We start from the raw sequence: 21,969 nt of genomic DNA on the forward strand, positions 1-21,969 counted from the left end.
GGACTGCCATGATCATCTGCCGGACCCCGCTCCGCATTTCCTTCTTCGGTGGCGGCACTGACTACCCCGTGTGGTACCGCGAGCACGGCGGCAAGGTGCTCAGCACCTCGATCAACAAGTACAGCTTCATCACGCTGCGCTATCTGCCGCCCTTCTTCGACTACAAGTACCGCATCCGCTACTACAAGCGCGAAGAGGTGAATTGCCTCGACGACATCAAGCACCCGGCAATCCGCGAATGCCTGCGCTACATGGGCGTCGAGCGCGGCATCGACATCGTGCACCACGGCGATCTGCCCGCGATGTCCGGGCTCGGATCAAGTTCCAGCTTCACCGTCGGCATGCTGCACAGCCTACATGCGCTCACGCACAGCATGCCGACCAAGCGCGAACTCGCGGTCAAGGCCATTCACATTGAGCAGAACGTGCTGGGCGAGCAGGTTGGCTCTCAGGATCAGACGGCAGCTGCCTTTGGCGGACTCAACCTGATCCACTTCGGTGGCCAGCAGGAGGTAATTGTCGAACCGGTGATCCTGTCCGCGTCCCGCCTCGCCGATCTGCAGAAGCACATGCTGCTGTTCTTCACCGGCCTTCAGCGCCAGGCCAGCGAGATCGCCGCCGAGCAGGTCAAGGCGACGCCGAAGAAGGCGAGCGAGCTGTCGCGCATGGGCGAGATCGTCGATGAATCGGTGCGGATTCTCGTCAACGTGGATCAACCGATTACTGAGCTCGGTTGCTTGCTGGATGAACAGTGGCAAGTAAAGAAACAGCTGTCGCACCTGATCAGCACGAATACCATCGACCAAATCTACGAAACCGGTATCAAGGCCGGGGCGGCGGGCGGCAAACTCTTGGGTGCGGGCGGTGGCGGCTTCATGCTGTTCATCGCCGAACCCGAACGCCACGCGGCGATCCGCGAAGCGCTCGGGCACTTGCTCTGCGTGCCCTTCCGCTTCGACACGCAAGGCAGCCAAATTGTCTACTACGCACCCTTCGATGATGAACTCGCTTGAGCTCTCAGGGATCGATGCGGTTGTCCTTGCCGGTGGTCTCGGTACGCGGCTGCGCAGCGTCGTTGCTGACCGCCAGAAGGCGTTTGCGACCGTAGGGAGCGAGCCCTTTGCCGCACGGATCTTTCGACAGTTGCGGCGGGCTGGGGTTCGGCGGATCGTTTTCGCGCTAGGCCATCTCGCCGACTCCGCTGCGCCGGTCTTGGACCAGTGGCGCTGCGAGCGTGGCCCCCAGATACTCTCGTCCGTCGAACCGACACCGCTTGGCACCGGCGGCGCACTAAGGCATGCACTGCCGTTGCTTGAGAGCACGTCGGTACTCGTGATGAACGGGGACTCGTTCGTCGATGCAGATCTTGCAGCCCTGCTCGCGACGCATCGTGCCGCGCGTGCCGCCATTACGCTCGGCGCCGTACAGGTCACCGACGTTTCGCGCTACGGCGCGCTTGAGTTCGATCGGGATGGGCGATACGTCAGCGCTTTCCGTGAAAAACAAGACGCCGGAGGCTGCGGCTGGATCAATGCCGGAATCTACCTCCTAGAGCATGAAGTCATCGCCGCAATACCCGCTGGCCGGCCGGTATCGCTAGAACGGGAAGTGTTCCCCGCCTATACGGACGGACGCATTGCCGTGCGATGTGAGTCACGGCCCTTCATCGACATCGGGACGCCGGAAACCTATGCCGCCGGCGCCAAATTCTTCGCGCACGTCGCATGAGTCACGGTGGCGCCCTGTTCCTTGATCGCGACGGCGTGATCAACGAAGACCCGGGCTATGTCCATCGGGCCGAAGACATCCGCTTTATCCCCGGCATCTTCGAACTTGCACGGGCCGCGCACGCCAGTGCCTACCGCGTTGTAATCGTCACCAATCAGGCTGGGATCGGTCGCGGCTACTTCAGCGAGGCACAGTTCAATACGTTGATGCAGTGGATGCGCACTCAGTTCGCGGAAGCCGGCGCTCCGCTGTCTGCCGTGTATCACTGTCCCTGTCATCCGCAGCATGGCCTCGGTGCCTACCGTCGTGAATCCCCGGACCGCAAACCGGCCCCTGGCATGTTGTTCCGCGCACGCGACGAGCTAAAAATCGATCTCGCCGCCTCGGTCCTGGTCGGAGACAAACCAAGTGATACCGAGGCTGGATCACGCGCAGGCGTAGGATGCCGGTTGCTGTACGATCCGCTGCACCGTGCGCCAGATGATCCACACGCCAGTGCTCGGATCGAGCGCCTCTCCGACGCCATCGAATACCTGTCGCCCCATGCATTCCGACACCAGCTTGAATCTGAGTGACCGTATCGCACTCGTAACCGGCGCCACCGGTGGCATCGGCGGCGCCATCGCGCGCAAGCTGATGATGCAGGGCGCACGCGTCGCGCTGGCATCGCGCAATGCCGAGCGTCTTGCCGCGCAAATCGAGACGCTGCGGGCCGAAGGGCTCTCCCCGCTGACGACACTGGCCTATGACCTCGATGATCCTGATGCGATCAACGCGGCGCTGAAAGGCTTTGCGAACACGTACAAGCGCATGGATATTCTCGTCAACGCAGGCGGCATCATGCAGGACGCACCGCTGGGCATGATCAGCGCAGAGGCAATCGAACACACCCTGCAGGTTAACGTGGCCGCAACAATCCACCACATGCAGTACGCGGCGCGATTGATGGCGCGCCATGGCAGCGGCAGTATCATCAACCTCACGAGCATCATCGGCGTAGCAGGCGGCGCGAATCAGACCTTGTACGCAGCAAGCAAGGCTGCCGTCATCGGGGCAACCAAATCCGCCGCGCGGGAGCTCGCACCGAAACACATCCGTGTGAACGCAATCGCGCCAGGTTTCATTGATACCGCAATGACCGCCCATTACAACGAGGCGATCCGCACACGCGTCATGGCCAGCATCGGTATGGGACGAGCAGGAAGCGCCGACGAAGTGGCCGACGCCGCCCTATTCCTTGCTTCGGACCTTTCCGTCTACGTCACCGGCCAGATCCTCGGCGTCGACGGCGGCATGCAGGCATGAGCTTCTGGTCTCTGGCCGGCGATCCTGACGCGCCGGCCCTGATAGCCGGCGCCCCGCCAGACGCGATTACCTACGCTGACCTGCGATACGCGTGCGACCAGTTCAACGCCGTGCTAGGCGAGCGAAAGCAGAAGCGCCTCGGCTTCCTGCTGTGCAGGAATGATGTTCAAAGCGTGGCCGCCTATCTCGGCGCGCTGCGCGCGGGCGACTGCCTGGCACTGCTGCCCGAAACGATCGCCGACGGAGCGCTCGACGCATTGCTGGAGCGCTATCGCCCCGACTGGCTGCTCGGCCCGGAAGAGCGTCTGCACGAACGTGCCGGCAGCAATTGGCAGGGCAAGCGCGTGGTGCTTTGCGACAGTGACGCTCGCCCGATCCATGTCGATCTGGCGCTGCTACTCTCAACCTCGGGCACCACCGGCAGCCCGCGGATGGTGCGCCTGAGTTACGCAAACCTCGCCGCGAACGCCGCGTCGATCGCTGAATACCTTGCTCTTGGAAGCGCCGAGCGGCCGATCACGACGCTGCCCATGCACTACTCGTACGGCCTTTCGGTCATAAACAGCCATTTGCACGTTGGCGCAGCCCTGTTGCTAACTGATGACGCCGTAACCACCCGCCCGTTCTGGAACCTCTTCCGTGACGGAGGCGTGACTTCGCTGGCGGGGGTGCCGTTTACCTGGCAGATGCTTGCGCGCCTGCGCATCGAACGCATGGACTTGCCAACGCTGCGCACGCTGACACAAGCCGGCGGCCGCTTGTCGCCGGAGCTCACCGAGCACTTCAGGCAGGCTGCAGATGCCCACGGCTGGCGCTTCTTCGTGATGTACGGACAAACCGAGGCAACCGCTCGGATTGCTTATCTCCCACCCGACTTGCTCGCATCGAAGATCGGCGCCATCGGCCAGGCGATTCCCGGTGGCGCGCTTTCGATTGCCGACGACGGAGAGCTTCTCTATCGCGGCCCGAACGTAATGCTCGGCTACGCCGAATCTCGCGACGATCTCGCGCTGGGCGATACGCTGCATGGTGTGTTGCGCACCGGCGACCTCGCCCGGCAGGACGAGGACGGGGTGTATTGGCTGACAGGGCGGATCAAGCGTATCGCCAAAGTATTTGGCAATCGCGTGAACCTGGACGAGGTGGAAGCCCTCATTGCAACGCAGTTGGGGTGCGCAGCGGCTGCGCTGGACGAAGACGACGCCCTGCGCGTGGTGCTGACTCAACCCGCACGCGAAGGCGAGGTGCTGGAGATTTTGCGCAACACGCTCGGCGTGCACCCGAGTGGGCTGCGTGTCTGCAGCCTCGACGTGCTTCCGCGTACCAGCACTGGCAAGCTCGATTACCCAGCGCTGCGCGAGCGATTGAAGGCGGCGCGCCATGGCTGACAACGAACAGCCGGTGGGGCCATTTGCAACCCGACAATCGGACAAGCGCGGGCGCCTGCTCGGCCGCCTTCAGGCGCTCACCCTTCATCACCACACCCACTGCACGCCCTACGCTCGGATGCTCGAGGGGCTCCATGGCAACTGGCGCGAGGCCAGCACGCTCGAGGCCATGCCGTGGCTTCCCGTCGGCCTCTTCAAACACCTTCGACTTGCCAGCGTTCCTGACGAAGAAATCATCCGCGAGTTGCGATCCTCGGGTACGAGCGGGAGCCTGCCATCACGCGTGCTGCTAGACCGCGAAACGGCCGCCGCGCAGACCAAAGCACTCGCGCGCATCGTCAGCGATGTGCTGGGCCGCGCACGCCGCCCAATGCTCGTGGTGGACCGGATTGATCTGCTGCGTTCCGGCGAAGCGCTGTCTGTGCGCGGTGCGGCAGTGCTGGGTTTCGGCAATTTCGGGCGGCATCACACTTATGCGCTGGCGCCCGATCTGGCGCTCGATCTCGATGCGGTGAAGGCGTTTCTCGCGCGCTTCAGCGACGAACCCGTGCTGGTGTTCGGCTTTACCTTTGTTGTATGGCGTGATCTGGTCCAGGCACTGCGCGCACGGGGCGAGCGGCTCGCCTTCCCATCAGGAAGCGTTCTACTGCATGGTGGCGGCTGGAAGCGGCTTGTAGATCAGCGCGTGGACAACACACAGTTCAAACATGCCGTTGCCGATGCGCTCGGCATTCAACAGGTCCACAACTACTACGGAATGGCCGAACAGGTAGGCTCGATCTTCATCGAGTGCGAGGCGGGCCGCTTGCATACGCCGGACTACGCCGAAGTCATTGTGCGCGACCCGATAACGCTCTCCCCCATGCCGATGGGCGAGACCGGGGTGATCCAACTCCTGAGCGAACTGCCGCGGAGCTACCCTGGCCACAGCCTGCTGACCGAAGATATCGGTGCAGTTCTCGGTGAAGATGACTGCCCGTGCGGCAGGATGGGCCGTACGCTCCGGGTGGACGGCCGTCTGCCACGCGCGGAGCTTCGCGGCTGCAGCGACACACGGCCGGCGTGAGATGCCTATGGATCTGATTCTCCCCTCCCGCAGCGATGGCGATGCGCACGCCCAGCTCGACGGCCTCGCGGCAAACAGGCTGCACGCCTTCGACGCAAGCACGCTCGCATTCCTGGCCGATTTCTCCGCACGCTTGCTGCAGGACCATGCGCTGCGCAGTGCCCCCGAACTGGTCGCCTTGGGCTACTGGTTCCGCCCTGCGGCCATCGAGACGCTGCGGCGCAGACATGAAGCGCTTGCCGCTAACGGCGTGCTGCGCCCGCGCGGCGTCGTTTTTCATGTTGCGCCGGCAAACGTCGACGCCGTGTTTGTCTACAGCTGGTTCCTTTCCCTGCTCTGCGGTAACCGAAACATCGTCAGGATTTCTCGTCGCGATAACGCGCACCGTGCGACCTTGCTCAAGCTGCTCGGCGACACACTCGCCGCCCATCCGCAGGTAGCCGCCTGCAACGCGGTAGTGGCTTATGAACGCGACGACACTGTGAGCGCGGCACTCTCCGCACACTGTGATCTGCGCGTTGTATGGGGCGGGAACGAGACGGTCGCCCACTTCCGAGGCATTGCCCTGCCACCGCTGGCGACGGAGCTTGTCTTCCCCGATCGTCAGTCGTGGGCACTCATCAATGCCGAAGCGGTCATGGCGGCAGACGACGACACGCTTGCACGGGTCGCCAGCGCCTTCCACAACGATGCATTCTGGTTTGCCCAACAAGCCTGCTCTTCACCACGCGCGGTGATCTGGGTCGGCGGCTCCGCGACGATCGCGCAGGCTCAGACCCGCTTCTGGCATGCCGTGCGCGAAGAGCTGGCGCGCCGCGCAGAGACGCCGGACGCCAGTGAGCTCGCAAATCGCCTCGTCGCTGCACACCGTGCGGCGGCACCCGCAGAGATCAAACTGACTGGACGCCTGGACGACTGGCCGCTGCGGCTCGCAGTACAGGCCTTCACGCCGGAGATGCGGGGCGCGCACTGCGGCTACGGGCTGTTCTGCGAAGTCTCGCGCGACACCCTCGCGGAGACCCGTGAGCTCTTCGCTGCACCGGATCAGACCGTCGCATACTTCGGTTTCGACCGCGCGACGCTCGCAGCGTGGGCGCAGACCTTGCCAGACCGCGCGGTGGACCGCGTCGTGCCGATTGGCGAGGCACTACGCTTTAGCGACTACTGGGACGGGCACGATCTGCTGATGGCGTTCTCACGGCACGTGGTGATCGCATGAGCGCCCAAGGCACAGTGCTGCGCAGGGCGATCGACGCCGACGCAGCAGCAATCCTGCGTTGGCGCAACCATCCGGAAGTACGCCGCGTGATGTTCACGGATCACGAGATCAGCGCAGCCGAGCACGCCCGCTGGTGGACTAGCCTGAAGGTTCGCGACGACTACCATCTGTTGGTGATCGAGCATGGTGGCACCCCCTGCGGCGTAGTGACCTTCTCGCGCTGCGCCGATGACGACACGGCCTGGCTTTGGGGTTTCTATCTCGATCCCGATGGCTTTTCGGATGGCCTGGAACGGCTTCGCGCCTGGAACGGCATGGAGCTCGCCTCCCTCGCCTGGGCCCAGACACAGCTCGGCGCAAGCGAAGTCCGTTGCGAAGTCTTTACCTTCAACACCGCCGTACTTCAGATGCACTTGCGACACCGTTTTCGCGAGACCGGCCGTTACCAGCGCCGGCGCGGCGAGGCCGTATTCGAGGTGGTTCAGCTCGCGCGCAAGCCATAGAGGCGCTGCGCCACACGGCTCGCCCCCAAACCATCGCAACGACGTGCCAAGGCAGCGCCCATGCCTTGCACCTGCACGGGATCGGCCAACATCGACTCGAGCACGGCCGGCAACCGGGCCAACGCGTCGCCCGACAGCATGCCCAGATCAACCCCCTCGCCTGCTTCGGCGAGCCGGCGACTGAGCGCGAGCTGGTTGTCAGCAATCGCAATCGTGATGCCCGGCAGCCCAAGGCAAGCGCGCTCCCAAGTCATGCTGCCGCCGGCGCCGATGAACAGATCGGCCGCCAGCATGCGTTGCGCGATGTCGCGCGCGCCCACAGTGAGATGTGCCTGCGGCAGCCCGGCGCACAGATCGAGAAGTCCAGCCTGGTGCGGGTTGCCCGCGCCGACGACAACGTCGAGTTCGACACGCCGCCCAAGCTCGCCCATCACTTGCAGCACTTGTCCCGTTGCGTTCGGTGCATCGGCGCCGCCAAAACAAACCAGAATCCGCACGACTTCCGACCGGCGCGGGCGCAGCTGCGAACGTGCTGCAGAGAACTCCGGCCGCAGCAGCGCCCATTCCGGGCCGAAAAGCGTCTCGCATTGCGCCGGAACAAGCCCGGCATAGCGCACAACCGGGCTGTCGTGCCAATTCTGGTCGAGTAGCAGTTGGCAGTGATGTGGTCGATCGGCGAGGTCATCAATCACCATCACCGCACCAACCTCATCCGCGATCGCCGTTTCCCAAGCGGCATCGAGCCGGTAGTGATCGACGATCAGCCAATCCGGACGGCACCCCAGTGCCGCAGACGTTGCCGCCACGTCGGCACGCTGATCGTTCTCTGCGGCGTCGATCAAATGTAGCGGAACTCCCGCAGCGCCGATGGCCGTGGCGGCTGCTTCTCCCCCCGGCCGGCTGACAAAGACGCACTCCGCGCCCAGCTTTTTCAACGCTTCTGCGAGCGCGAGACAGCGCATGACATGGCCATGGCCGATCACAGCTGATGCATCGGCGCGGAAAACGACCCTCATTCGCCCGCTTCGCGCATCGCGCGGAACAGCCACTCAGCCCGGCGCCAATCCTCTTCAGTGTCGATGTCCTGCACCCGATGGCGCGGCAACAGGAACATGCGGGAACGCGGACCGAACATCGGCACGTTGTCGCGCCAGTGCTGTGCGTCACCGATGTAGAACTGGCCAGCGTCGTGAAAGGCTTCCGGAAGATCTTGCGAACGTTTCCCGATGTGCTCGGGAAACATCGGCCCCAACTCACCATCCGCGTTCAACGTGATCGCACGAAGGATCGGGAAGTCAAAGGTCGTCGCAGTAAAGACAAAACACGCACCACTCTCCTGCAGCGTCGATTCGGCCTCAACAAGATCCTGCGCGCGAACGAAGGGCGCGGTGGCATACAGGCAGCAGACGGTCGTGGGCGCTTCGCCCGACGCGGCCAGCCAGTCAATCGCGTGAACCACGACAGGCGCCGTGCCGACATGGTCGTCCGACAAGGCGGGCGGGCGAATAAAGGGCACTTCGGCGCCCCACTCCTGCGCCACGGCGGCGATACCCGCATCGTCGGTCGACACCACGACCCGGTCGAACAGCTTGCTCTCAAGCGCCGCCGTGATTGACCACGCGATCATCGGACGACCGGCGAAGGATCGGATGTTCTTGCGGGGTATGCGCTTGCTGCCGCCGCGCGCGGGGATTACGCAGAGCCTCACCGGAGCACCTCAGTAAGCGTGGCGATAACACGATCCTGCTCAGAATCGGTGAGATCCGCATAGATCGGGAGCGACAAGGTGCGGTCGGCGTACCACTCGGCAACCGGGAAGTCGCCCGGCGCAAAGCCCTGAGCACGGTAGTAAGGCTGCAGATGAACCGGGAGGTAATGCACCTGCACGCCGATTCCTGCTTCGCGAAGGCGCTCATACACCTGCCGGCGCTGCTCCGCATCGCGCAGCAGTATCGGATAGAGGTGATACGCCGACAGTGCATTGGGCCTTTGCCACGGCCGCTGAAGCGGCAAGGCCGCGAGCGCATTGTCGTAGCGCAGCGCCAACGCGCGGCGCCGCGCAAGAAATGCGTCAATTCTTGCGACCTGGCTGGCGCCCAGCGCGGCCTGAAGATCGGTGATCCTGTAGTTCCAGCCAAGTTCCTGTTGCTCGTAGTACCAGCCGCCCTCGTCCTTGTTCTCCAAACGAGTCAGTTCGCGCTCAATCCCGTGGCTGCGAAGCCGCCGGGCCGAATCAGCAATGCGCGCATCGGCTGTCAGCAACATGCCTCCTTCGGCTGAGGTCACAATCTTCACCGGGTGAAAACTGAACACCGTGATATCGGCTACCGGTAGCGCACCAACGCGCAAGTCGCCCAGTGTTGCCCCGATCGCGTGTGAAGCATCTTCGATGACCCGGAAGCCAAACTCCGCCTTCAACTTTGCGATCGCTTCGTAGTCACAGGGCTGCCCGGCGAAATCGACACTGACGAGCACATCCGGTAGCGACGCTGATGCGCGCGCGGCTTGCAAGCGCCGTTCAAGATCAGCTGCGTCGATGCAATAACTGCGCGAATCGATATCGACAAATCCGACTTCGGCGCCGCAATAACGCGCGCAGTTGGCCGACGCCACAAAGGTATTCGGCACCGTCCAGACTCGTGAACCGGGACCAACGCCAAGCGCTGCGCACGCGATGTGCAGCGCGGACGTTGCACTGTTAACGGCGACTGCATGGCGAGCGCCGACGTAATCGGCAACCGCCGCCTCAAAGCGCGGCACCGCTGGCCCCTGCGTTAGCCAGTCAGATCGCAGGACTGCCTCAACTGCGGCCAGGTCTTCGTGCGAAATGCTCTGGCGGCCGTACGGGATCATGTTGCGCGGTCGAGGAGACTGCGAATCGCGTCGACGGTCAGGAACTCCGGATTGGTGCCAGAGCTGTATTCAAAACTATCTTCCACCGGCACACCGCGATCGCCCGTTGCATCGATCTCGTATTCGGGCTCGGTCACGAACTGGATGCTCGGTTTGATCACGTAGTGATTCGGAAACTCCAGCGTGTGGAAAGCATCATCCACCGGAACCATCACCTCGTGGAGCTTCTCGCCGGGCCGGATACCGATAATCTTGCGGGCGAGCCCTGGCGCGATGGCGTCCGCTAGGTCGCCGATCCGGGCGGAGGGAATCTTCGGCACGAAGACCTCGCCACCATGCAGACGGGCAAAGCTCTCAAGCACCAGATCAACGCCCTCCTGGAGCGTGATCCAGAAACGGGTCATGCGCAGATCGGTGATCGGTAGCTCGGCCACCCCGTCCGCAACCAGCTTCTTGAAAAGCGGAACAACCGAACCGCGCGAACCGACGACGTTGCCGTAGCGCACGACCGAAAAACGTGTGCGCTGGCGCCCTGCGAGGTTGTTGCCGGCAACGAACAGTTTGTCGGAGGCAAGCTTAGTCGCACCGTACAGATTGATCGGGTTCGCAGCCTTGTCGGTCGACAACGCAATGACCTTCTCCACTTCGTTCGCCAGCGCAGCCTCAATCACGTTCTGCGCGCCATGGATATTGGTCTTGATGCACTCCATCGGGTTGTACTCAGCTGCCGGCACTTGTTTGAGCGCCGCCGCGTGCACGACGTAGTCGACATCGCGCATCGCCTGGATCAAGCGTTGACCGTCTCGCACGTCACCCAGGAAGTAGCGCATGCACGGATCGGTGAACTGCTGCGCCATCTCGTACTGCTTGAGTTCATCACGCGAGAAGACGATCAGGCGCCGTGGCTTGTAGCGCTCCAGCACGGTGGCAATGAAGCGCCGCCCAAAGGACCCTGTGCCACCTGTTACCAGAATGCTCTTGTCTTGGAACATCAATCACACCTCCTGTTTGTCCGGGAGTTTCCCCGTACTTGCGAGGGTGTGCAATGCCAGGATGTTCTCGCGCCCCGCCTTGAGGAAGTCGAGCAGGAGGTCGAAGACTTCCCGACCGTATTCAATCGCTGCCGCCTCGTCTTTGATCAGCGAAAAACAGTCATTGGCAAAGCGTCCCATGTGTTGCATCGAACCCCGCACGAGCGGAAATACCTGACTCTCTTGATGGCGAGGCAGGAAGAAGTAGGTATGCATGTCGGCCAGCCGAACGAACAGATCTGCTTTACGCGTGATCGGCCGCGCGAAGAGTTCCGACAAGTCTTCAATCACCGCATCGAGTTGGGCCAACAGGTTGGCGATATTGCCCGGCATGTCGTCGAGAACACCCCGCATGAACGCTCGCGATACTGCGGCAATTGAAAGCTGCCGAGATTCTGGCGTTGCGTCGATGTGAATCTCTTCCGGCTGGATTCGTTCAGTCCAGGCGATCCGGGCACCGTCGTTCGGGTTGTAAACAACCGCGTCAGGGTGCGCCGCGATAGACACCTGGAGGATGTCCCGCGAGTACGTCAGTTGATCGGTCGACAAGACGGTCTCGCAGAAATTGCCGGGTACCGGCTTGCCATTGCTGTGCATCCAGTGCGTGCCGGCGACCACCCCTGCAAGGTAGCCCTCCTTCGCTTCGCCGTTGTAGTAGATCGAGTTGCGTGAGTGGTGTACACCGTCCGGATGGAAGCCGAGATCGACCCCGAACAGGAAGACCTTGCGGAACCCCATTTGCAGCGCCAGATCCAGTCCCCCATTTGTACAGGTTGGATTGGTACGTACCCGCGGCAAACGACGGTCGAAGTCCAGCATGTTCGAGCCGAAGTCGATGTCCTTGAGAAACATGGCCGGGTTCGGCGACAGATCAAATACTGCGGGACACATGATCGCGGAGGTCAGCAACGGGGTGCGCGCGAGCACCGCACGGGTCCGCGGTGTGTCAAGAATTCGGTAGGTGGCGGCGGTCCGCTCGATCTCCACATGAAAGTCCGGATCAACGCCGGCATTGGCAAGTGCCGAGATCGCGGTACCGCAAGAGAACACGACAACACGATCGCGGTACGCCCGCAACACCGGCAGCAGTGTGTCGAGCGAGGGGCCAGCGCCTACTACAACGGCAACCGCGTCGTCTGGCACCGACGCGCCGCCCACAAAAACCGGGCGGCGTGCCAGCGCGTTCTCCACGGCGTGTCGCAGGCCGAGCATCTCATCGTCAAAGAAGCCCCAGCCCCGGAACAGCTTGCCCATGTCGGCGCTGATGCGCTCCCACAGGTCGTGAACGCGTTCGGAGTCGTAATCGTGGAAGAACAGCGCCGCCCCTTGGACCATGTACGGCGCGGCGTGCTTCTGGATTGTCGCGAGCACACTCGCCGCCAGCAGTTCGTTGTCATCATGCAACGCAATCGAGAAACTTCGACCGTTGCGCTCGAAACGTTGGTGCAGAGCGATGTAGTCAACAAAGTACAGCGACATGTTCAGGCGTTCGACATCAGTGTCGACGATGAACAAGTGAAAGATCTCGTACTCATCGACAAGACGTTCGAGGTGCCAGCCGAAGCCGCTGCCGAACACGATCACCACCGGTTGCACGTGGTCGCCGAACACGGGCCGCCGGTGTCTTTGTTCCGGCGACGGGCAGCGCGCCTGGAAGCGGCGAACGATCTCCCCGCGATACACCTGTTCAACCGGGCGGAAGAAGTCCGGATTCGTCGCGTAATCGGTGATCTCTGCCGGGTTCTCGAGGTAACCGGCCTCCACCCAGATGCGAGTTCCGTCAGTGGCCAGTTCGAACTCGCGCAGCAGTACCCGGCCCAGGTCGGTGAAGTCGCGCACACCACCGGCATGTTTGCCGCTAAAGATCGTGATGCCTGCGTCCGGGCTCACCTCGAATGGCGCGGGCAACTGCGTGGCCATCAGAGTGTCGAAAACGGCCGGGAAATTTTCCCGCAGGAAGTAGAGATTCGCCTGATAGGTCGCATACAGCTTGCGGATGTAAGCCTCCTGTAGCGGCGTCCATTCGGTCTGTGCGGTGTTTTCAGCTTCAGTCATGTTGTTGCCATCGCTCCTGATTGGCCACGCTATTCCCGGACGAATAGGGCGCCACCACCTACGATTGTGTGCCAGAACCGGCAGCTTGTGGCGCCGGATAACAACGGGAAAGCCCCTGTATTCCTGAGCTTCCGGCCGAAATCACACCCTCAGGTTTATCTGCCCCTAAACCCAAGCGCATATACGCCGTAGTAGCACTTAATGCGGCGCACAAAGCTTGGTAAGCCGAAGAAATTCCTAAAGTTTTCCAAGCAAACGTCGCTAACAAATACAAGCGCAACGACGCTTGAATCAACCGGCAAAGCCGGTTGCCAAATACATACGGAAACGGAACGACAAGGAGTTTCATCATGGCACTGACCATCAACACCAACGTTTATTCGTTGAACGCGCAACGCAACCTCAACACGACCCAGACCCAGCTGGCCAACCCGCTGCAGCGCCTCTCTTCCGGCCTGCGCATCAACAGTTCGGCGGATGACGCCGCTGGTCTCGCGATTTCGGAACGCATCAGCTCCACGATCCGCGGCCAGAACGTCGCAATGCGTAACGCAAACGACGCGATCTCGATGGTGCAGGTGGCGGACGGCACCGCATCCAAGATCAGCGATAACCTTCAACGGATGCGCGAACTGGCCGTGCAGGCTGCCAACGGCACTTACACCTCCAGCGACCGTGCAAACATCTCGGTTGAATTCGTCGCGCTGCAGAAAGAAATCACCCGGATCGCGCAGAACACGAAGTTCAACAACCTCGCACTGACGAACTCGTCGGCGCAGAGCTTCAGCTTCCAGGTCGGCGCAGCCACCAGTTCTGACAACCAGATCTCGGTGACAACCAAGAACCTGATGGCCAGTAGCGGTCTGTCGGTTGGCTCCAGCAACATCAACGTGGGTGGTGCCGTTAAGGCCTCGCTCGGCGCAGCCCAGGCGCTCAGCGCGATCGCAGCCATCGACAAGGCGATCAACACGGTTACAACCAACCGCGCAGATTTCGGTGCCGCCATCAACCGCACCCAGGCTGTCATCAGCAACCTGTCGATCGCAGTCGAGAACCAATCCGCTGCACGCGGCCGCATCACAGATGCCGACTTTGCGGCTGAAACTGCGAACCTGACCCGCCTGCAGATCCTGCAACAGGCCGGCACCGCAATCCTGGCCCAGGCAAATGCGATCCCGCAGCAGGCACTGAGCCTGCTCCGCTAACCCTGAAATCGAATCTCTCCGGCTTGGGCGGCCCTAACCGGGTCGCCCAAAGGCGGACAGGGTAGGAGAAGGCAACATGACGACAATTCCATCTATAGGGTCTTCGCCTCCAGGGGCGCTCCCGCCGTCGTCGGGTTCGCCAATACGGAATAGCGCAGATGCAAGGCCCACCGCCCAGGCAAGTCCTGCCGGCGGTGTCTTGCCTTCGGAGTCCGTCAAGATCACGCAAGCGGACAACTCATCTGAGCCAGTGGCGTCGCCGCAAACGCAGACCGCACAGAAGCAGCCAGATCGCGAGGCGGTCGAGCGGGCCATGCAGGAAGTGAAAAAGGCCGTGGACCCGATGGCACGTAACTTGCAATTCTCGATCGATGAAGACACTGGCCGCACGATCGTCCGCATCGTAGATACGGCCACGAAAGAAGTGATCCGCCAGATTCCAAGTGAAGAGGTGCTTGCGATTGCGAAGGCCCTCGACCGAATGGACGGCGAGAAGAAAGCAAGTGGCGTGTTCCTGAAACAGAAGGCCTGAGCGCCAAGCCCCTGGCATGGCACTCAGGACAGGGTGAGTAGCATGGCTTCATTCAGTAGTCTCGGAATCGGATCAGGTCTCGACCTCAATACCCTCCTTACGGGTTTGATGAACGTCGAGAAGCGTCCGATCACCATTCTGCAAAACCAGCAGAGCGGGCTGCGGTCCCAGCTGTCGGCAATGGGACAGATCAAGAGTGCCGTGTCGTCGCTGCAAACAGCCTCGGACGCACTGAAGTCGTCGGCAAGCTTTGCCGCCTACACGGCAACAAGTACCGACAGTTCGGTCGTAACTGCCAGCGCCACCACTGGAGCCGTCGCCGGTTCGTATAAGGTTGAAGTCACCCAGCTGAGCCAGGCCCAGAAGGTCATGGCTGCTTTTGCCTCAGGAACAAGCTTCACCGGCACCCTCAAGCTTGAACTCGGCAAGGCCGATGCAACGGCCGCCGACGGGTTTGCAGAAAGCAAATCCGTCGACATCGACCTGACCGGAAAGTCGCTCGCGGGGGCGCGAGACGCAATCAATGCCGCAGGCCTCGGCGTAACAGCCACCATCATCAATGATGGCACCTCGACAGGAACCCCGTACCGGCTGGTCGTAACCTCGCAGAACGGCGGTACAGGCAACCAGATCCGGATGTCAGGCGTATCTGGCCTGAACTACACCGACTACGCGGGGACTGGCGGCCCAGGCACGAAGGACGCCAACGTTACGCAATCGGTCGCAGCGCAGGACGCGCAGTTCAGCGTCGACGGCGTCGCCATGTCCCGCTCTGGCAACTCTGTCACCGATGCGATTGATGGCGTGACGCTGAACCTTGCCAAGCAGACGACCGGAACACCGGTGACCGTCACGATCGCCAAGGATCCGACTTCGGTCGCCTCAAAGATCAACACCTTCGTCAAGGCCTACAACGACCTCAACAAGGTCTTGCACGATCTGACCGCATACAACGCAGACACGAAGACTGCGGGGGCACTGAGCGGCGACTATTCGGTGCGCTCGATTCAGCAACAGGTGCGGACGGCAACCGTCAACACCGTTTCCGGGGCGCCGGGGGGTTATTCCCGGCTTGGCGACATCGGGATCTCGTTGCAAGCCGACGGCTCACTCGCGGTCGACAGCACCAAATTGAACGCCGCGATTTCAGATCCCGCAAAAGACATTTCACAGCTCTTTACCGGAGTCTCCGGTACCGATGGTGTTGCGACGCGCATCTCGAACACGGCAAAGGCCCTGCTCGACACCGGCGGATTGGTCACCTCGCGCACAGACGGGATCAACAAGAGCATCAGCGCGCTCGACGGCCGAATCAGCGCCTTGCAGGACCGCGTGACGGCCATTGAGGACCGCTACCGCAAACAGTTCACGACGCTCGACACAACAATTGGCCAGATGAACGTCACGAGCGCCTACCTACAACAACAACTCGCCCGCCTGAAATAAGCGCGTCGGCCACATAACGGAACGAACCGAGGATGTATCCCACCATGCAATCACCCGCCAATGCATACAGCCGCGTCGGACTTGAGTCGAACGTGGCGGCCTCGAATCCGCACCTGCTGATCGTCATGCTCTTCGACGGCGCAATTCTCAACGTTAACAGCGCGGCCGTTTCGATCGCACATAACGACGTTGCCGGAAAGGGCCAGGCCATATCGAAGGCCATCGAGATCATCAACAGCGGACTGAAGGCAAGTCTCGACATGAATGCCGGCGGCGAACTCGCACAGCGCCTTGCGGCACTCTACGACTACATGGTTTCGCGACTGCTCTACGCCAACCTGCACAGCAGCGAACCCGCGCTCAAGGAAGTTGCCGGGCTCCTGCTTGAAATCAAAGGCGCCTGGGAAGCGATTCGCGACCAGGCCAACGCGGCCTGAGGGAGGCTGGCATGACGACGCTGACCCTGTACGAAACGATGAGCACCCTTTCGGCCGACATGGCAGTTGCTGCCCGCGAGAACGACTGGGATCGAGTTACCGAACTGGAAGGCAAGATCACCCGCCTGCGGAACGATCTGCTGACGCTAGACCCGCTTGAGCGCCCGGCGGCGCCGTTGTCCGACGCCGAACGCCGGCGCAAGGCGGAGCTGATCAAGAAGATCCTCGCCGATGACCGCGAAGTGCGGCGCCACACAGAGCCTTGGCTCGACGGCGTGCGTACGCTTCTCGGTGGCGCGTCGCGCGGGCGGGCGATGCGTGCCGCCTACAGCGCCATAGCGGACTGAACCTCAGCGGCGGCAGCCAGGCACATTGATGCATGATCCCCACCGACCTGGCCACCCGCCTCAGAGCACTGCTTGACCTTCCGCTTCCGCAGGTCGGAAGCGTTACGCCCACTCGCAGCGTCTCGCCTGAGCTTTCGCCGGGCCAGCGCTTCACCGCACAGATCGCTCAGCCACTGCCAGACGGCACTTTCAAGGCTCTCGTTGCCGGCAGATCGCTAACGCTCTCGTTGCCGCAATCAGTCAAGAATGGCGACGTTCTGGAGCTGGTCGTCACCCACAGTACGCCGCAAGCTGTATTTGCTCGGTTGCTTGAGCCGGCAGCGCAGGAGCAATCCAAGGCGAACCTCTCACCCGCCGCGCGCCTGATCAGCCAGCTGCTCACCGGCAAGGAAAGCGCCGAATCGCCGACCGCACTGAACGAGGGCAACCCGATCCTGCAGCGGCCACCGCAGAACGGCGCGCAACTCGCACCGTTGCTGCAACGCGCGGTCGCGCAAAGCGGCATGTTCTATGAAGCGCACCAGGCGCAATGGGTGGAAGGCAAACTCAGCACAGCCCAGCTTCTTGCTGAACCGCAGGGCCGTCTCGGCCAGACCGCATTACCGGCCGGGCCGGAGCAATCTGCTAGTGCCCAGACCGCGCAAAATCGGGTGCCAAACGAGGCATCTACGCAAGCACCATCACGACCCGTGACGGTGGCACAAACCAATGCGCAGACAGAGCGGGCAGAAGTTGCCGACGCCGCCGGCCGCACCGCTGCATCGACCAGTGAAAAAGGGCTGGTGTCCCAGATGGTGCCGCGCGAACTGGCGCCGATCGTGTTGAATCAACTGGACGCCCTCACCACGCAACAGCTGACATGGCAAGGCCAGATCTGGCCGGGGCAGACCATGGAGTGGCGGATCGAACAACCGCCCGACGACGCGCATGGCCGGGGAGCCGATCAGGAACCAGCCGAATGGCGAAGCTCGCTTCGCGTCACCCTACCCTCCCTCGGCGGTGTCGAGGCACGCCTGTTCCTTACGTCGGCCGGTGTCGCGATCCACTTCGCCGCAGATTCGGAAGCATCGGTCGGCCGCCTCAACGCCGCCCTCAATGAGCTTGGGAGCGCGCTCGACGCGGTGGGCGTGCCGCTGACCGGGGCCGCCGTGGCACATGAAACCGTCCGCTGACACCGCCCAGCCGCGCGCACAGGCCGTCGCACTGGCCTACGAGACCGGCGATACGGCACCAAAAGTCGTCGCAAAGGGACGCGGCCTGGTCGCGCACGAGATCATCGAGCGCGCAAAGGAAGCCGGGGTTTTCGTGCACGAATCCCCGGAACTGGTATCGCTATTGATGGACGTGGATCTCGACGCGCAAATCCCTCCTCGCCTATACATTGCGGTCGCCGAATTACTTGCGTGGCTCTACCGCGTCGAACAAGGCGGCACGCCGTCCGGTAAGCCCTGAAGCATCACCGCTGCGTGGTATATTTTCCGCAGGGTCTGTCCGCAAAACATCACCACTGAAACCTCCTGTGCCGAACTCATCGAACGTGCGTTTCGAGCTGCTTGAATCCGACAGTCAATACAGCCAGTACCTCGTGCGAGATCCGCGCGAAGTCCGCTTCGTGATCAAGCAGCTTGCTGCAAAACGGGCGCTGATATCAGCCTATCCCGATGATTCACCGAACTTCGGGCTGACTTCCGTCCTGGAAGCAGGAGGAAACGACCAGAGCTTCGTGCTCGACGTGGCTGCCGACGCGGGTCTCAACGAGGCGCTTGAACGCGCAGATAGCGTCATCTGCATCACACAGCTCGATCGCGTGAAGGTGCAATTCCGCCTCGAAGGCCTGGTGCGGGTGCAGCACAACAACGCACCGGCCTTCTCAGCACAGTACCCAGACAAACTCCTTCGGCTGCAACGCCGCGAGTACTTCCGCCTCGTCGCGCCGGTCGCACACGCGATCAATTGCTTCATTCCGATGCCCACGGCAACGGGTGATCGCGTCTATGAAGCCCGCGTGCTCGATCTCTCCGGCGGCGGCTTGGCGATTGTCGCGCCGCCGAGTGGCGCCCAGTTGCATCCGGACATGGAGATCCCCAACTGCCGGCTGGAGATTCCCGACAGCCCGCCGATCCTGATTACGCTGAAGGTCCGCAACATCTTCCGGGTTACCCAACGCAACGGCACCGAGGTGCTGCGCGCAGGCTGCCAGTTCGTTGGACTACAGACCGCAACAGCGAACATCATCCACCGCTACATCCTCAAGGTGGAGCGCGACCGCGCCTCGCGCGTCGCGCAATAAGGCCAATGACGGATACCCCGACCACCGCTGTCGGGCGCAGCGCACATCACTACGCATACCTTTCGATCGCCGCAGCGCTCGCCACGATCAGCCTCAAGGCTGGTGCCTGGTGGGTGACCGGCTCGGTCGGCCTGCTCTCGGACGCGCTTGAATCGGTGGTGAACCTGGCCGGTGCGGGCTTCGCCCTGTGGATGCTGCTGATTGCGAACAGCCCACCGGACGACAAACACCCGTGGGGTCACAGCAAAGCAGAGTATTTTTCGAGCGGCTTCGAGGGCACGCTGATCTTCGTCGCGGCCATTGCGATTGCCGTTACGGCCACGCCGCGCCTGATCCATCCCGAGCCGCTGGGCAGCCTAGATATCGGTCTCGCGCTATCGGTACTCAGCACCCTGATCAACTTTGCCACGGCGCAGACCCTCTTTCGCGCTGGCCGGCGGCTTCACTCAATCGCGCTTGAGGCCGACGCAAAACACCTGATGACCGATGTGTGGACGACAGTAGGTGTGCTGGTCGGCGTCGTTCTCGTACCGCTTACCGGTTGGCTGTGGCTTGACCCAGTCATCGCCTTGTTGGTGGCAGCGCACATCCTCAAGGAAGGCGCCCACCTGATGCGCGGCGCCATCGGCGGCCTGATGGACGAGGCAATGGATTCGCAGGAACAAGCCAGCGCTGTCGCTGTGCTCGACGGCTTCGTCAAGCTGGGCGTGCGCTGGCAGAACCTTCGTACGCGTCGCGCTGGGAAGGATCGCTTCCTGCACCTGGATCTGCTGGTCCCACCGGACTGGACCGTCGAGCGCGCGCACCAGCTTGCCGACGACGTCGAAGCAGCGATCGGCGCCGCAATTCCTGGCGCCCAGGTGACCACGCACGTAGAGCCAATGCGGGCGCCCTTCGTACACTGAAGGGGCGCCCGCTAGGCGCTCCCAAAAAGCGATCAGTGATTCAGTGGTTCGCCTTCTGAACCGGAATCGCAAACTCGACCGCTTGCCGACCATCCCGCGACTTGACCGACACCACCTTGCCTTGCATGAGGTAGGGGCGCAGGTTCTTGTCTTCACGCTGCAATGCGAAATGCAGCGTCGCCGGCTTACCCGCCAGTGCCTGCGCCGTCAGATAGCTCACCAGCGCATGCTCGAACGAGTGGTAGCCATTCTTCCACTGGTGGATGCGTAGGCTATTCGCTGGCGCCGCACCGGTCGGATCAACCCAGCCGTAGATCTCGCCGCCGTTCGGGGCTGTCATTTTGGTCAGCCAGAAACGCCAGCTCGACTCCAGGCGCGATGCCAGCTCTGGCCGCTCCAGCGCGAGGAAGCTCGCCATCTGGTCCAGTTCCGCATAGATCCACCAACTCTTGGACGTATCCACCTCTTGCCCGTGCCAAGCTGATCCCCAGGCACCACTCTCGGCATCCCAGGCCCGATCGAGGACCTTCGCGCCGCCATCGTGGCCAAAACGCTCAAGCTCGGCATCACCGAGTTCGCGGCCGGCCAGCATCAGCATCCAGTAGGCCTTGATCGTGTGGCCGAAATCGTTGTGCCGAGCGCCGTCGCGCCGGCTTTCCGCACCGCGTTCCAGCGTGCCATAGAAGATGCCACGCGCCGGATCATGGAACTTGTCGATCAGCGCCCTCGCCACACGCCGGATGTCTTCGTGCCATGCCGCTCGCGCCTCGGCCGGCAAGTAGGGCACTACAAGCAGCATGTAGGCGTTGAGTTGATCGAGTTGCGCCACCAGCTCTTGCTTGGCGGCTTCATCCGCCGGCCCTTCCTTGGGAACCCAACGCAACATGCTCCAGTCCGCATCCCAGTAACGGCTGAAGACGTAGCGCTGATGGGCGATCAAGGCCTGCTCCAATGCCGGATCACGCGTCAGGTAGTAGAGCATCGCAATGCCGACCACGGCGTAGGACTGATCCTGCGCGGTACGCGCGGCAGGTTCCGGGCCGCCCCGACCCGCCTCGAACCATGTCGGCGAGCCGGACTGCGGATCCAGCAGTGCGACGGTACGCCGCGCGCCGGCGCGCGCCAGTTCAAGCCAGCGGACATCACCCGTCAGATGGTAGGCAACGCCGTAGGCATAGGTCTGGCGTGCCTGCATGCGAACGTAGCTGCGCCCGAGTTCGGGGCGTATCCATGCGGGGGGCGATTTCAGCTCTTCGCACGGCGCCTCCGGATCGAACACGCTGCCGTCGTTGCAGCGGAAGGTTGGGAAGTTGCCGATCGGCTTGCCCATCGCCGCCGCGCCGGACCAGAACGGCAGCAGATCCTGCTTCACATGTGTCAGCCAGCGCTCGCCCGTGGGCAGCCCTGCAAGTGCCCCACCACTTGCCAGCAAGCCGGCAAGCGCGCAACACGTCGCCAGCAACATCCGTACAACTCGACTAGACATGTCGTCTCCTTTTCTTGATGAGCGGTGCCCGAATTCATCGCCATGACGCTGCAAAGCCTAACGGCTTCCCATGCGGATTGTCAGATCAGGATCAGAGTCCGGCGACTTCGCCGCCACAGCGACCGCAATTTCGCTACCGGACATTGCTAGCCTCTCGCGCTAAAATTCACGCC

At 62.4% G+C, this 21,969-nt stretch carries 24 protein-coding genes; 17 read left to right on the forward strand and 7 right to left on the reverse strand.

Going from position 1 to position 21,969, the window contains the following annotated elements; genetic code table 11:
• Positions 1–8 precede the first annotated feature (8 nt).
• Genes HH302_RS14355 through HH302_RS14390 form a run of 8 tightly spaced genes read left to right on the forward strand, consistent with a single transcriptional unit; the run spans position 9 to position 7,209 of the window.
• Positions 9–1,013 (forward strand): kinase, encoded by a 1,005-nt coding sequence (locus HH302_RS14355; RefSeq protein ID WP_172202919.1) that lies wholly within the window; start codon positions 9–11, stop codon positions 1,011–1,013.
• Positions 997–1,728 carry a nucleotidyltransferase family protein gene (locus HH302_RS14360; protein WP_172202920.1) on the forward strand — a complete coding sequence of 244 codons (732 nt, stop codon included), beginning with the start codon at positions 997–999 and terminating at the stop codon, positions 1,726–1,728. Before HH302_RS14355 ends, HH302_RS14360 begins: the two co-directional genes overlap by 17 nt.
• Positions 1,725–2,303, forward strand: a complete 579-nt coding sequence (locus HH302_RS14365) for a D-glycero-beta-D-manno-heptose 1,7-bisphosphate 7-phosphatase (RefSeq protein ID WP_172202921.1) — start codon at positions 1,725–1,727, stop codon at positions 2,301–2,303. The genes HH302_RS14360 and HH302_RS14365 overlap by 4 nt, the downstream gene beginning before the upstream one ends.
• Positions 2,272–3,033, forward strand: coding sequence for an SDR family NAD(P)-dependent oxidoreductase (locus HH302_RS14370; protein ID WP_172202922.1), 762 nt, complete (start codon positions 2,272–2,274; stop codon positions 3,031–3,033). Before HH302_RS14365 ends, HH302_RS14370 begins: the two co-directional genes overlap by 32 nt.
• Complete coding sequence (locus tag HH302_RS14375; RefSeq protein ID WP_172202923.1) at positions 3,030–4,421, forward strand: AMP-binding protein; 1,392 nt, start codon at positions 3,030–3,032, stop codon at positions 4,419–4,421. Before HH302_RS14370 ends, HH302_RS14375 begins: the two co-directional genes overlap by 4 nt.
• Positions 4,414–5,487 carry an acyl-protein synthetase gene (locus tag HH302_RS14380; RefSeq protein ID WP_172202924.1) on the forward strand — a complete coding sequence of 358 codons (1,074 nt, stop codon included), beginning with the start codon at positions 4,414–4,416 and terminating at the stop codon, positions 5,485–5,487. Before HH302_RS14375 ends, HH302_RS14380 begins: the two co-directional genes overlap by 8 nt.
• 7 nt (positions 5,488–5,494) lie before the next feature.
• Positions 5,495–6,706 (forward strand): acyl-CoA reductase, encoded by a 1,212-nt coding sequence (locus HH302_RS14385; RefSeq protein WP_172202925.1) that lies wholly within the window; start codon positions 5,495–5,497, stop codon positions 6,704–6,706.
• A complete protein-coding gene (locus HH302_RS14390) occupies positions 6,703–7,209 on the forward strand; it encodes a GNAT family N-acetyltransferase (RefSeq protein WP_172202926.1) in 507 nt (168 codons plus the stop codon). Before HH302_RS14385 ends, HH302_RS14390 begins: the two co-directional genes overlap by 4 nt.
• Here HH302_RS14390 and pseG read toward each other — a convergent pair.
• Genes pseG through HH302_RS14420 form a run of 6 tightly spaced genes read right to left on the reverse strand, consistent with a single transcriptional unit; the run spans position 7,188 to position 13,500 of the window.
• Complete coding sequence (gene pseG, locus HH302_RS14395) at positions 7,188–8,225, reverse strand: UDP-2,4-diacetamido-2,4,6-trideoxy-beta-L-altropyranose hydrolase (protein ID WP_172202927.1); 1,038 nt, start codon at positions 8,223–8,225, stop codon at positions 7,188–7,190. The genes HH302_RS14390 and pseG overlap by 22 nt on opposite strands.
• Positions 8,222–8,917, reverse strand: a complete 696-nt coding sequence (gene pseF / locus HH302_RS14400) for a pseudaminic acid cytidylyltransferase (RefSeq protein WP_172202928.1) — start codon at positions 8,915–8,917, stop codon at positions 8,222–8,224. The genes pseG and pseF overlap by 4 nt, the downstream gene beginning before the upstream one ends.
• Positions 8,914–10,062: a UDP-4-amino-4,6-dideoxy-N-acetyl-beta-L-altrosamine transaminase gene (gene pseC / locus HH302_RS14405; protein WP_172202929.1), complete on the reverse strand. Its 1,149-nt coding sequence runs from the start codon at positions 10,060–10,062 to the stop codon at positions 8,914–8,916. Before pseC ends, pseF begins: the two co-directional genes overlap by 4 nt.
• A complete protein-coding gene (gene pseB, locus HH302_RS14410; RefSeq protein ID WP_172202930.1) occupies positions 10,059–11,054 on the reverse strand; it encodes a UDP-N-acetylglucosamine 4,6-dehydratase (inverting) in 996 nt (331 codons plus the stop codon). Before pseB ends, pseC begins: the two co-directional genes overlap by 4 nt.
• Before the next feature lie 3 nt (positions 11,055–11,057).
• Entirely contained in the window at positions 11,058–13,148 is a 2,091-nt protein-coding gene (locus tag HH302_RS14415; RefSeq protein WP_172202931.1) for a 6-hydroxymethylpterin diphosphokinase MptE-like protein, read from the reverse strand.
• Between the two features lie 58 nt (positions 13,149–13,206).
• Positions 13,207–13,500 (reverse strand): hypothetical protein, encoded by a 294-nt coding sequence (locus HH302_RS14420; RefSeq protein ID WP_172202932.1) that lies wholly within the window; start codon positions 13,498–13,500, stop codon positions 13,207–13,209.
• On the opposite strand from HH302_RS14420, the gene HH302_RS14425 reads away from it, so the two are divergent.
• The 9 genes from HH302_RS14425 (at position 13,499) to HH302_RS14465 (ending at position 20,310) form a co-directional block, all read left to right on the forward strand.
• Complete coding sequence (locus tag HH302_RS14425; RefSeq protein WP_172202933.1) at positions 13,499–14,353, forward strand: flagellin; 855 nt, start codon at positions 13,499–13,501, stop codon at positions 14,351–14,353. The genes HH302_RS14420 and HH302_RS14425 overlap by 2 nt on opposite strands.
• 76 nt (positions 14,354–14,429) lie before the next feature.
• The gene (locus HH302_RS14430) at positions 14,430–14,885 is read left to right on the forward strand and encodes a flagellar protein FlaG (RefSeq protein WP_172202934.1); all 456 of its coding nucleotides are present in this window, start codon (positions 14,430–14,432) and stop codon (positions 14,883–14,885) included.
• A gap of 42 nt (positions 14,886–14,927) precedes the next feature.
• Positions 14,928–16,331, forward strand: coding sequence for a flagellar filament capping protein FliD (gene fliD / locus HH302_RS14435; protein ID WP_172202935.1), 1,404 nt, complete (start codon positions 14,928–14,930; stop codon positions 16,329–16,331).
• Between the two features lie 44 nt (positions 16,332–16,375).
• A complete protein-coding gene (gene fliS / locus HH302_RS14440; protein ID WP_246479612.1) occupies positions 16,376–16,768 on the forward strand; it encodes a flagellar export chaperone FliS in 393 nt (130 codons plus the stop codon).
• A gap of 11 nt (positions 16,769–16,779) precedes the next feature.
• Positions 16,780–17,115 carry a flagellar protein FliT gene (locus HH302_RS14445; RefSeq protein ID WP_172202937.1) on the forward strand — a complete coding sequence of 112 codons (336 nt, stop codon included), beginning with the start codon at positions 16,780–16,782 and terminating at the stop codon, positions 17,113–17,115.
• 32 nt (positions 17,116–17,147) lie between these two features.
• The gene (locus tag HH302_RS14450; protein WP_172202938.1) at positions 17,148–18,287 is read left to right on the forward strand and encodes a flagellar hook-length control protein FliK; all 1,140 of its coding nucleotides are present in this window, start codon (positions 17,148–17,150) and stop codon (positions 18,285–18,287) included.
• Entirely contained in the window at positions 18,271–18,567 is a 297-nt protein-coding gene (locus HH302_RS14455) for an EscU/YscU/HrcU family type III secretion system export apparatus switch protein (protein WP_172202939.1), read from the forward strand. The genes HH302_RS14450 and HH302_RS14455 overlap by 17 nt, the downstream gene beginning before the upstream one ends.
• A gap of 67 nt (positions 18,568–18,634) precedes the next feature.
• Positions 18,635–19,405 carry a flagellar brake protein gene (locus HH302_RS14460; RefSeq protein ID WP_172202940.1) on the forward strand — a complete coding sequence of 257 codons (771 nt, stop codon included), beginning with the start codon at positions 18,635–18,637 and terminating at the stop codon, positions 19,403–19,405.
• A 5-nt stretch (positions 19,406–19,410) separates the two neighbouring features.
• Positions 19,411–20,310, forward strand: coding sequence for a cation diffusion facilitator family transporter (locus HH302_RS14465; RefSeq protein ID WP_172202941.1), 900 nt, complete (start codon positions 19,411–19,413; stop codon positions 20,308–20,310).
• A 40-nt stretch (positions 20,311–20,350) separates the two neighbouring features.
• Here the strand turns inward: HH302_RS14465 and HH302_RS14470 are convergent, their stop codons facing one another.
• Positions 20,351–21,796, reverse strand: coding sequence for an N-acylglucosamine 2-epimerase (locus tag HH302_RS14470; RefSeq protein ID WP_172202942.1), 1,446 nt, complete (start codon positions 21,794–21,796; stop codon positions 20,351–20,353).
• Positions 21,797–21,969: the final 173 nt, after the last annotated feature.

Origin of the sequence: Niveibacterium sp. COAC-50 (genome assembly GCF_013184235.1) — a bacterium.
In the GTDB taxonomy this organism is placed as follows: domain Bacteria; phylum Pseudomonadota; class Gammaproteobacteria; order Burkholderiales; family Rhodocyclaceae; genus Niveibacterium; species Niveibacterium microcysteis.

What these genes read in the sequence shown, in the direction of transcription:
- HH302_RS14355 (WP_172202919.1), top strand. Translation starts at nt 9, where the DNA reads ATGATCATCTGCCGGACCCCGCTCCGCATTTCCTTCTTCGGTGGCGGC.
- HH302_RS14360 (WP_172202920.1), top strand. Translation starts at nt 997, where the DNA reads ATGATGAACTCGCTTGAGCTCTCAGGGATCGATGCGGTTGTCCTTGCC.
- HH302_RS14365 (WP_172202921.1), top strand. Translation starts at nt 1,725, where the DNA reads ATGAGTCACGGTGGCGCCCTGTTCCTTGATCGCGACGGCGTGATCAAC.
- HH302_RS14370 (WP_172202922.1), top strand. Translation starts at nt 2,272, where the DNA reads ATGCATTCCGACACCAGCTTGAATCTGAGTGACCGTATCGCACTCGTA.
- HH302_RS14375 (WP_172202923.1), top strand. Translation starts at nt 3,030, where the DNA reads ATGAGCTTCTGGTCTCTGGCCGGCGATCCTGACGCGCCGGCCCTGATA.
- HH302_RS14380 (WP_172202924.1), top strand. Translation starts at nt 4,414, where the DNA reads ATGGCTGACAACGAACAGCCGGTGGGGCCATTTGCAACCCGACAATCG.
- HH302_RS14385 (WP_172202925.1), top strand. Translation starts at nt 5,495, where the DNA reads ATGGATCTGATTCTCCCCTCCCGCAGCGATGGCGATGCGCACGCCCAG.
- HH302_RS14390 (WP_172202926.1), top strand. Translation starts at nt 6,703, where the DNA reads ATGAGCGCCCAAGGCACAGTGCTGCGCAGGGCGATCGACGCCGACGCA.
- pseG (WP_172202927.1), bottom strand. Translation starts at nt 8,225, where the DNA reads ATGAGGGTCGTTTTCCGCGCCGATGCATCAGCTGTGATCGGCCATGGC.
- pseC (WP_172202929.1), bottom strand. Translation starts at nt 10,062, where the DNA reads ATGATCCCGTACGGCCGCCAGAGCATTTCGCACGAAGACCTGGCCGCA.
- pseB (WP_172202930.1), bottom strand. Translation starts at nt 11,054, where the DNA reads ATGTTCCAAGACAAGAGCATTCTGGTAACAGGTGGCACAGGGTCCTTT.
- HH302_RS14415 (WP_172202931.1), bottom strand. Translation starts at nt 13,148, where the DNA reads ATGACTGAAGCTGAAAACACCGCACAGACCGAATGGACGCCGCTACAG.
- HH302_RS14425 (WP_172202933.1), top strand. Translation starts at nt 13,499, where the DNA reads ATGGCACTGACCATCAACACCAACGTTTATTCGTTGAACGCGCAACGC.
- HH302_RS14420 (WP_172202932.1), bottom strand. Translation starts at nt 13,500, where the DNA reads ATGATGAAACTCCTTGTCGTTCCGTTTCCGTATGTATTTGGCAACCGG.
- HH302_RS14430 (WP_172202934.1), top strand. Translation starts at nt 14,430, where the DNA reads ATGACGACAATTCCATCTATAGGGTCTTCGCCTCCAGGGGCGCTCCCG.
- fliD (WP_172202935.1), top strand. Translation starts at nt 14,928, where the DNA reads ATGGCTTCATTCAGTAGTCTCGGAATCGGATCAGGTCTCGACCTCAAT.
- fliS (WP_246479612.1), top strand. Translation starts at nt 16,376, where the DNA reads ATGCAATCACCCGCCAATGCATACAGCCGCGTCGGACTTGAGTCGAAC.
- HH302_RS14445 (WP_172202937.1), top strand. Translation starts at nt 16,780, where the DNA reads ATGACGACGCTGACCCTGTACGAAACGATGAGCACCCTTTCGGCCGAC.
- HH302_RS14450 (WP_172202938.1), top strand. Translation starts at nt 17,148, where the DNA reads ATGATCCCCACCGACCTGGCCACCCGCCTCAGAGCACTGCTTGACCTT.
- HH302_RS14455 (WP_172202939.1), top strand. Translation starts at nt 18,271, where the DNA reads ATGAAACCGTCCGCTGACACCGCCCAGCCGCGCGCACAGGCCGTCGCA.
- HH302_RS14465 (WP_172202941.1), top strand. Translation starts at nt 19,411, where the DNA reads ATGACGGATACCCCGACCACCGCTGTCGGGCGCAGCGCACATCACTAC.
- HH302_RS14470 (WP_172202942.1), bottom strand. Translation starts at nt 21,796, where the DNA reads ATGTCTAGTCGAGTTGTACGGATGTTGCTGGCGACGTGTTGCGCGCTT.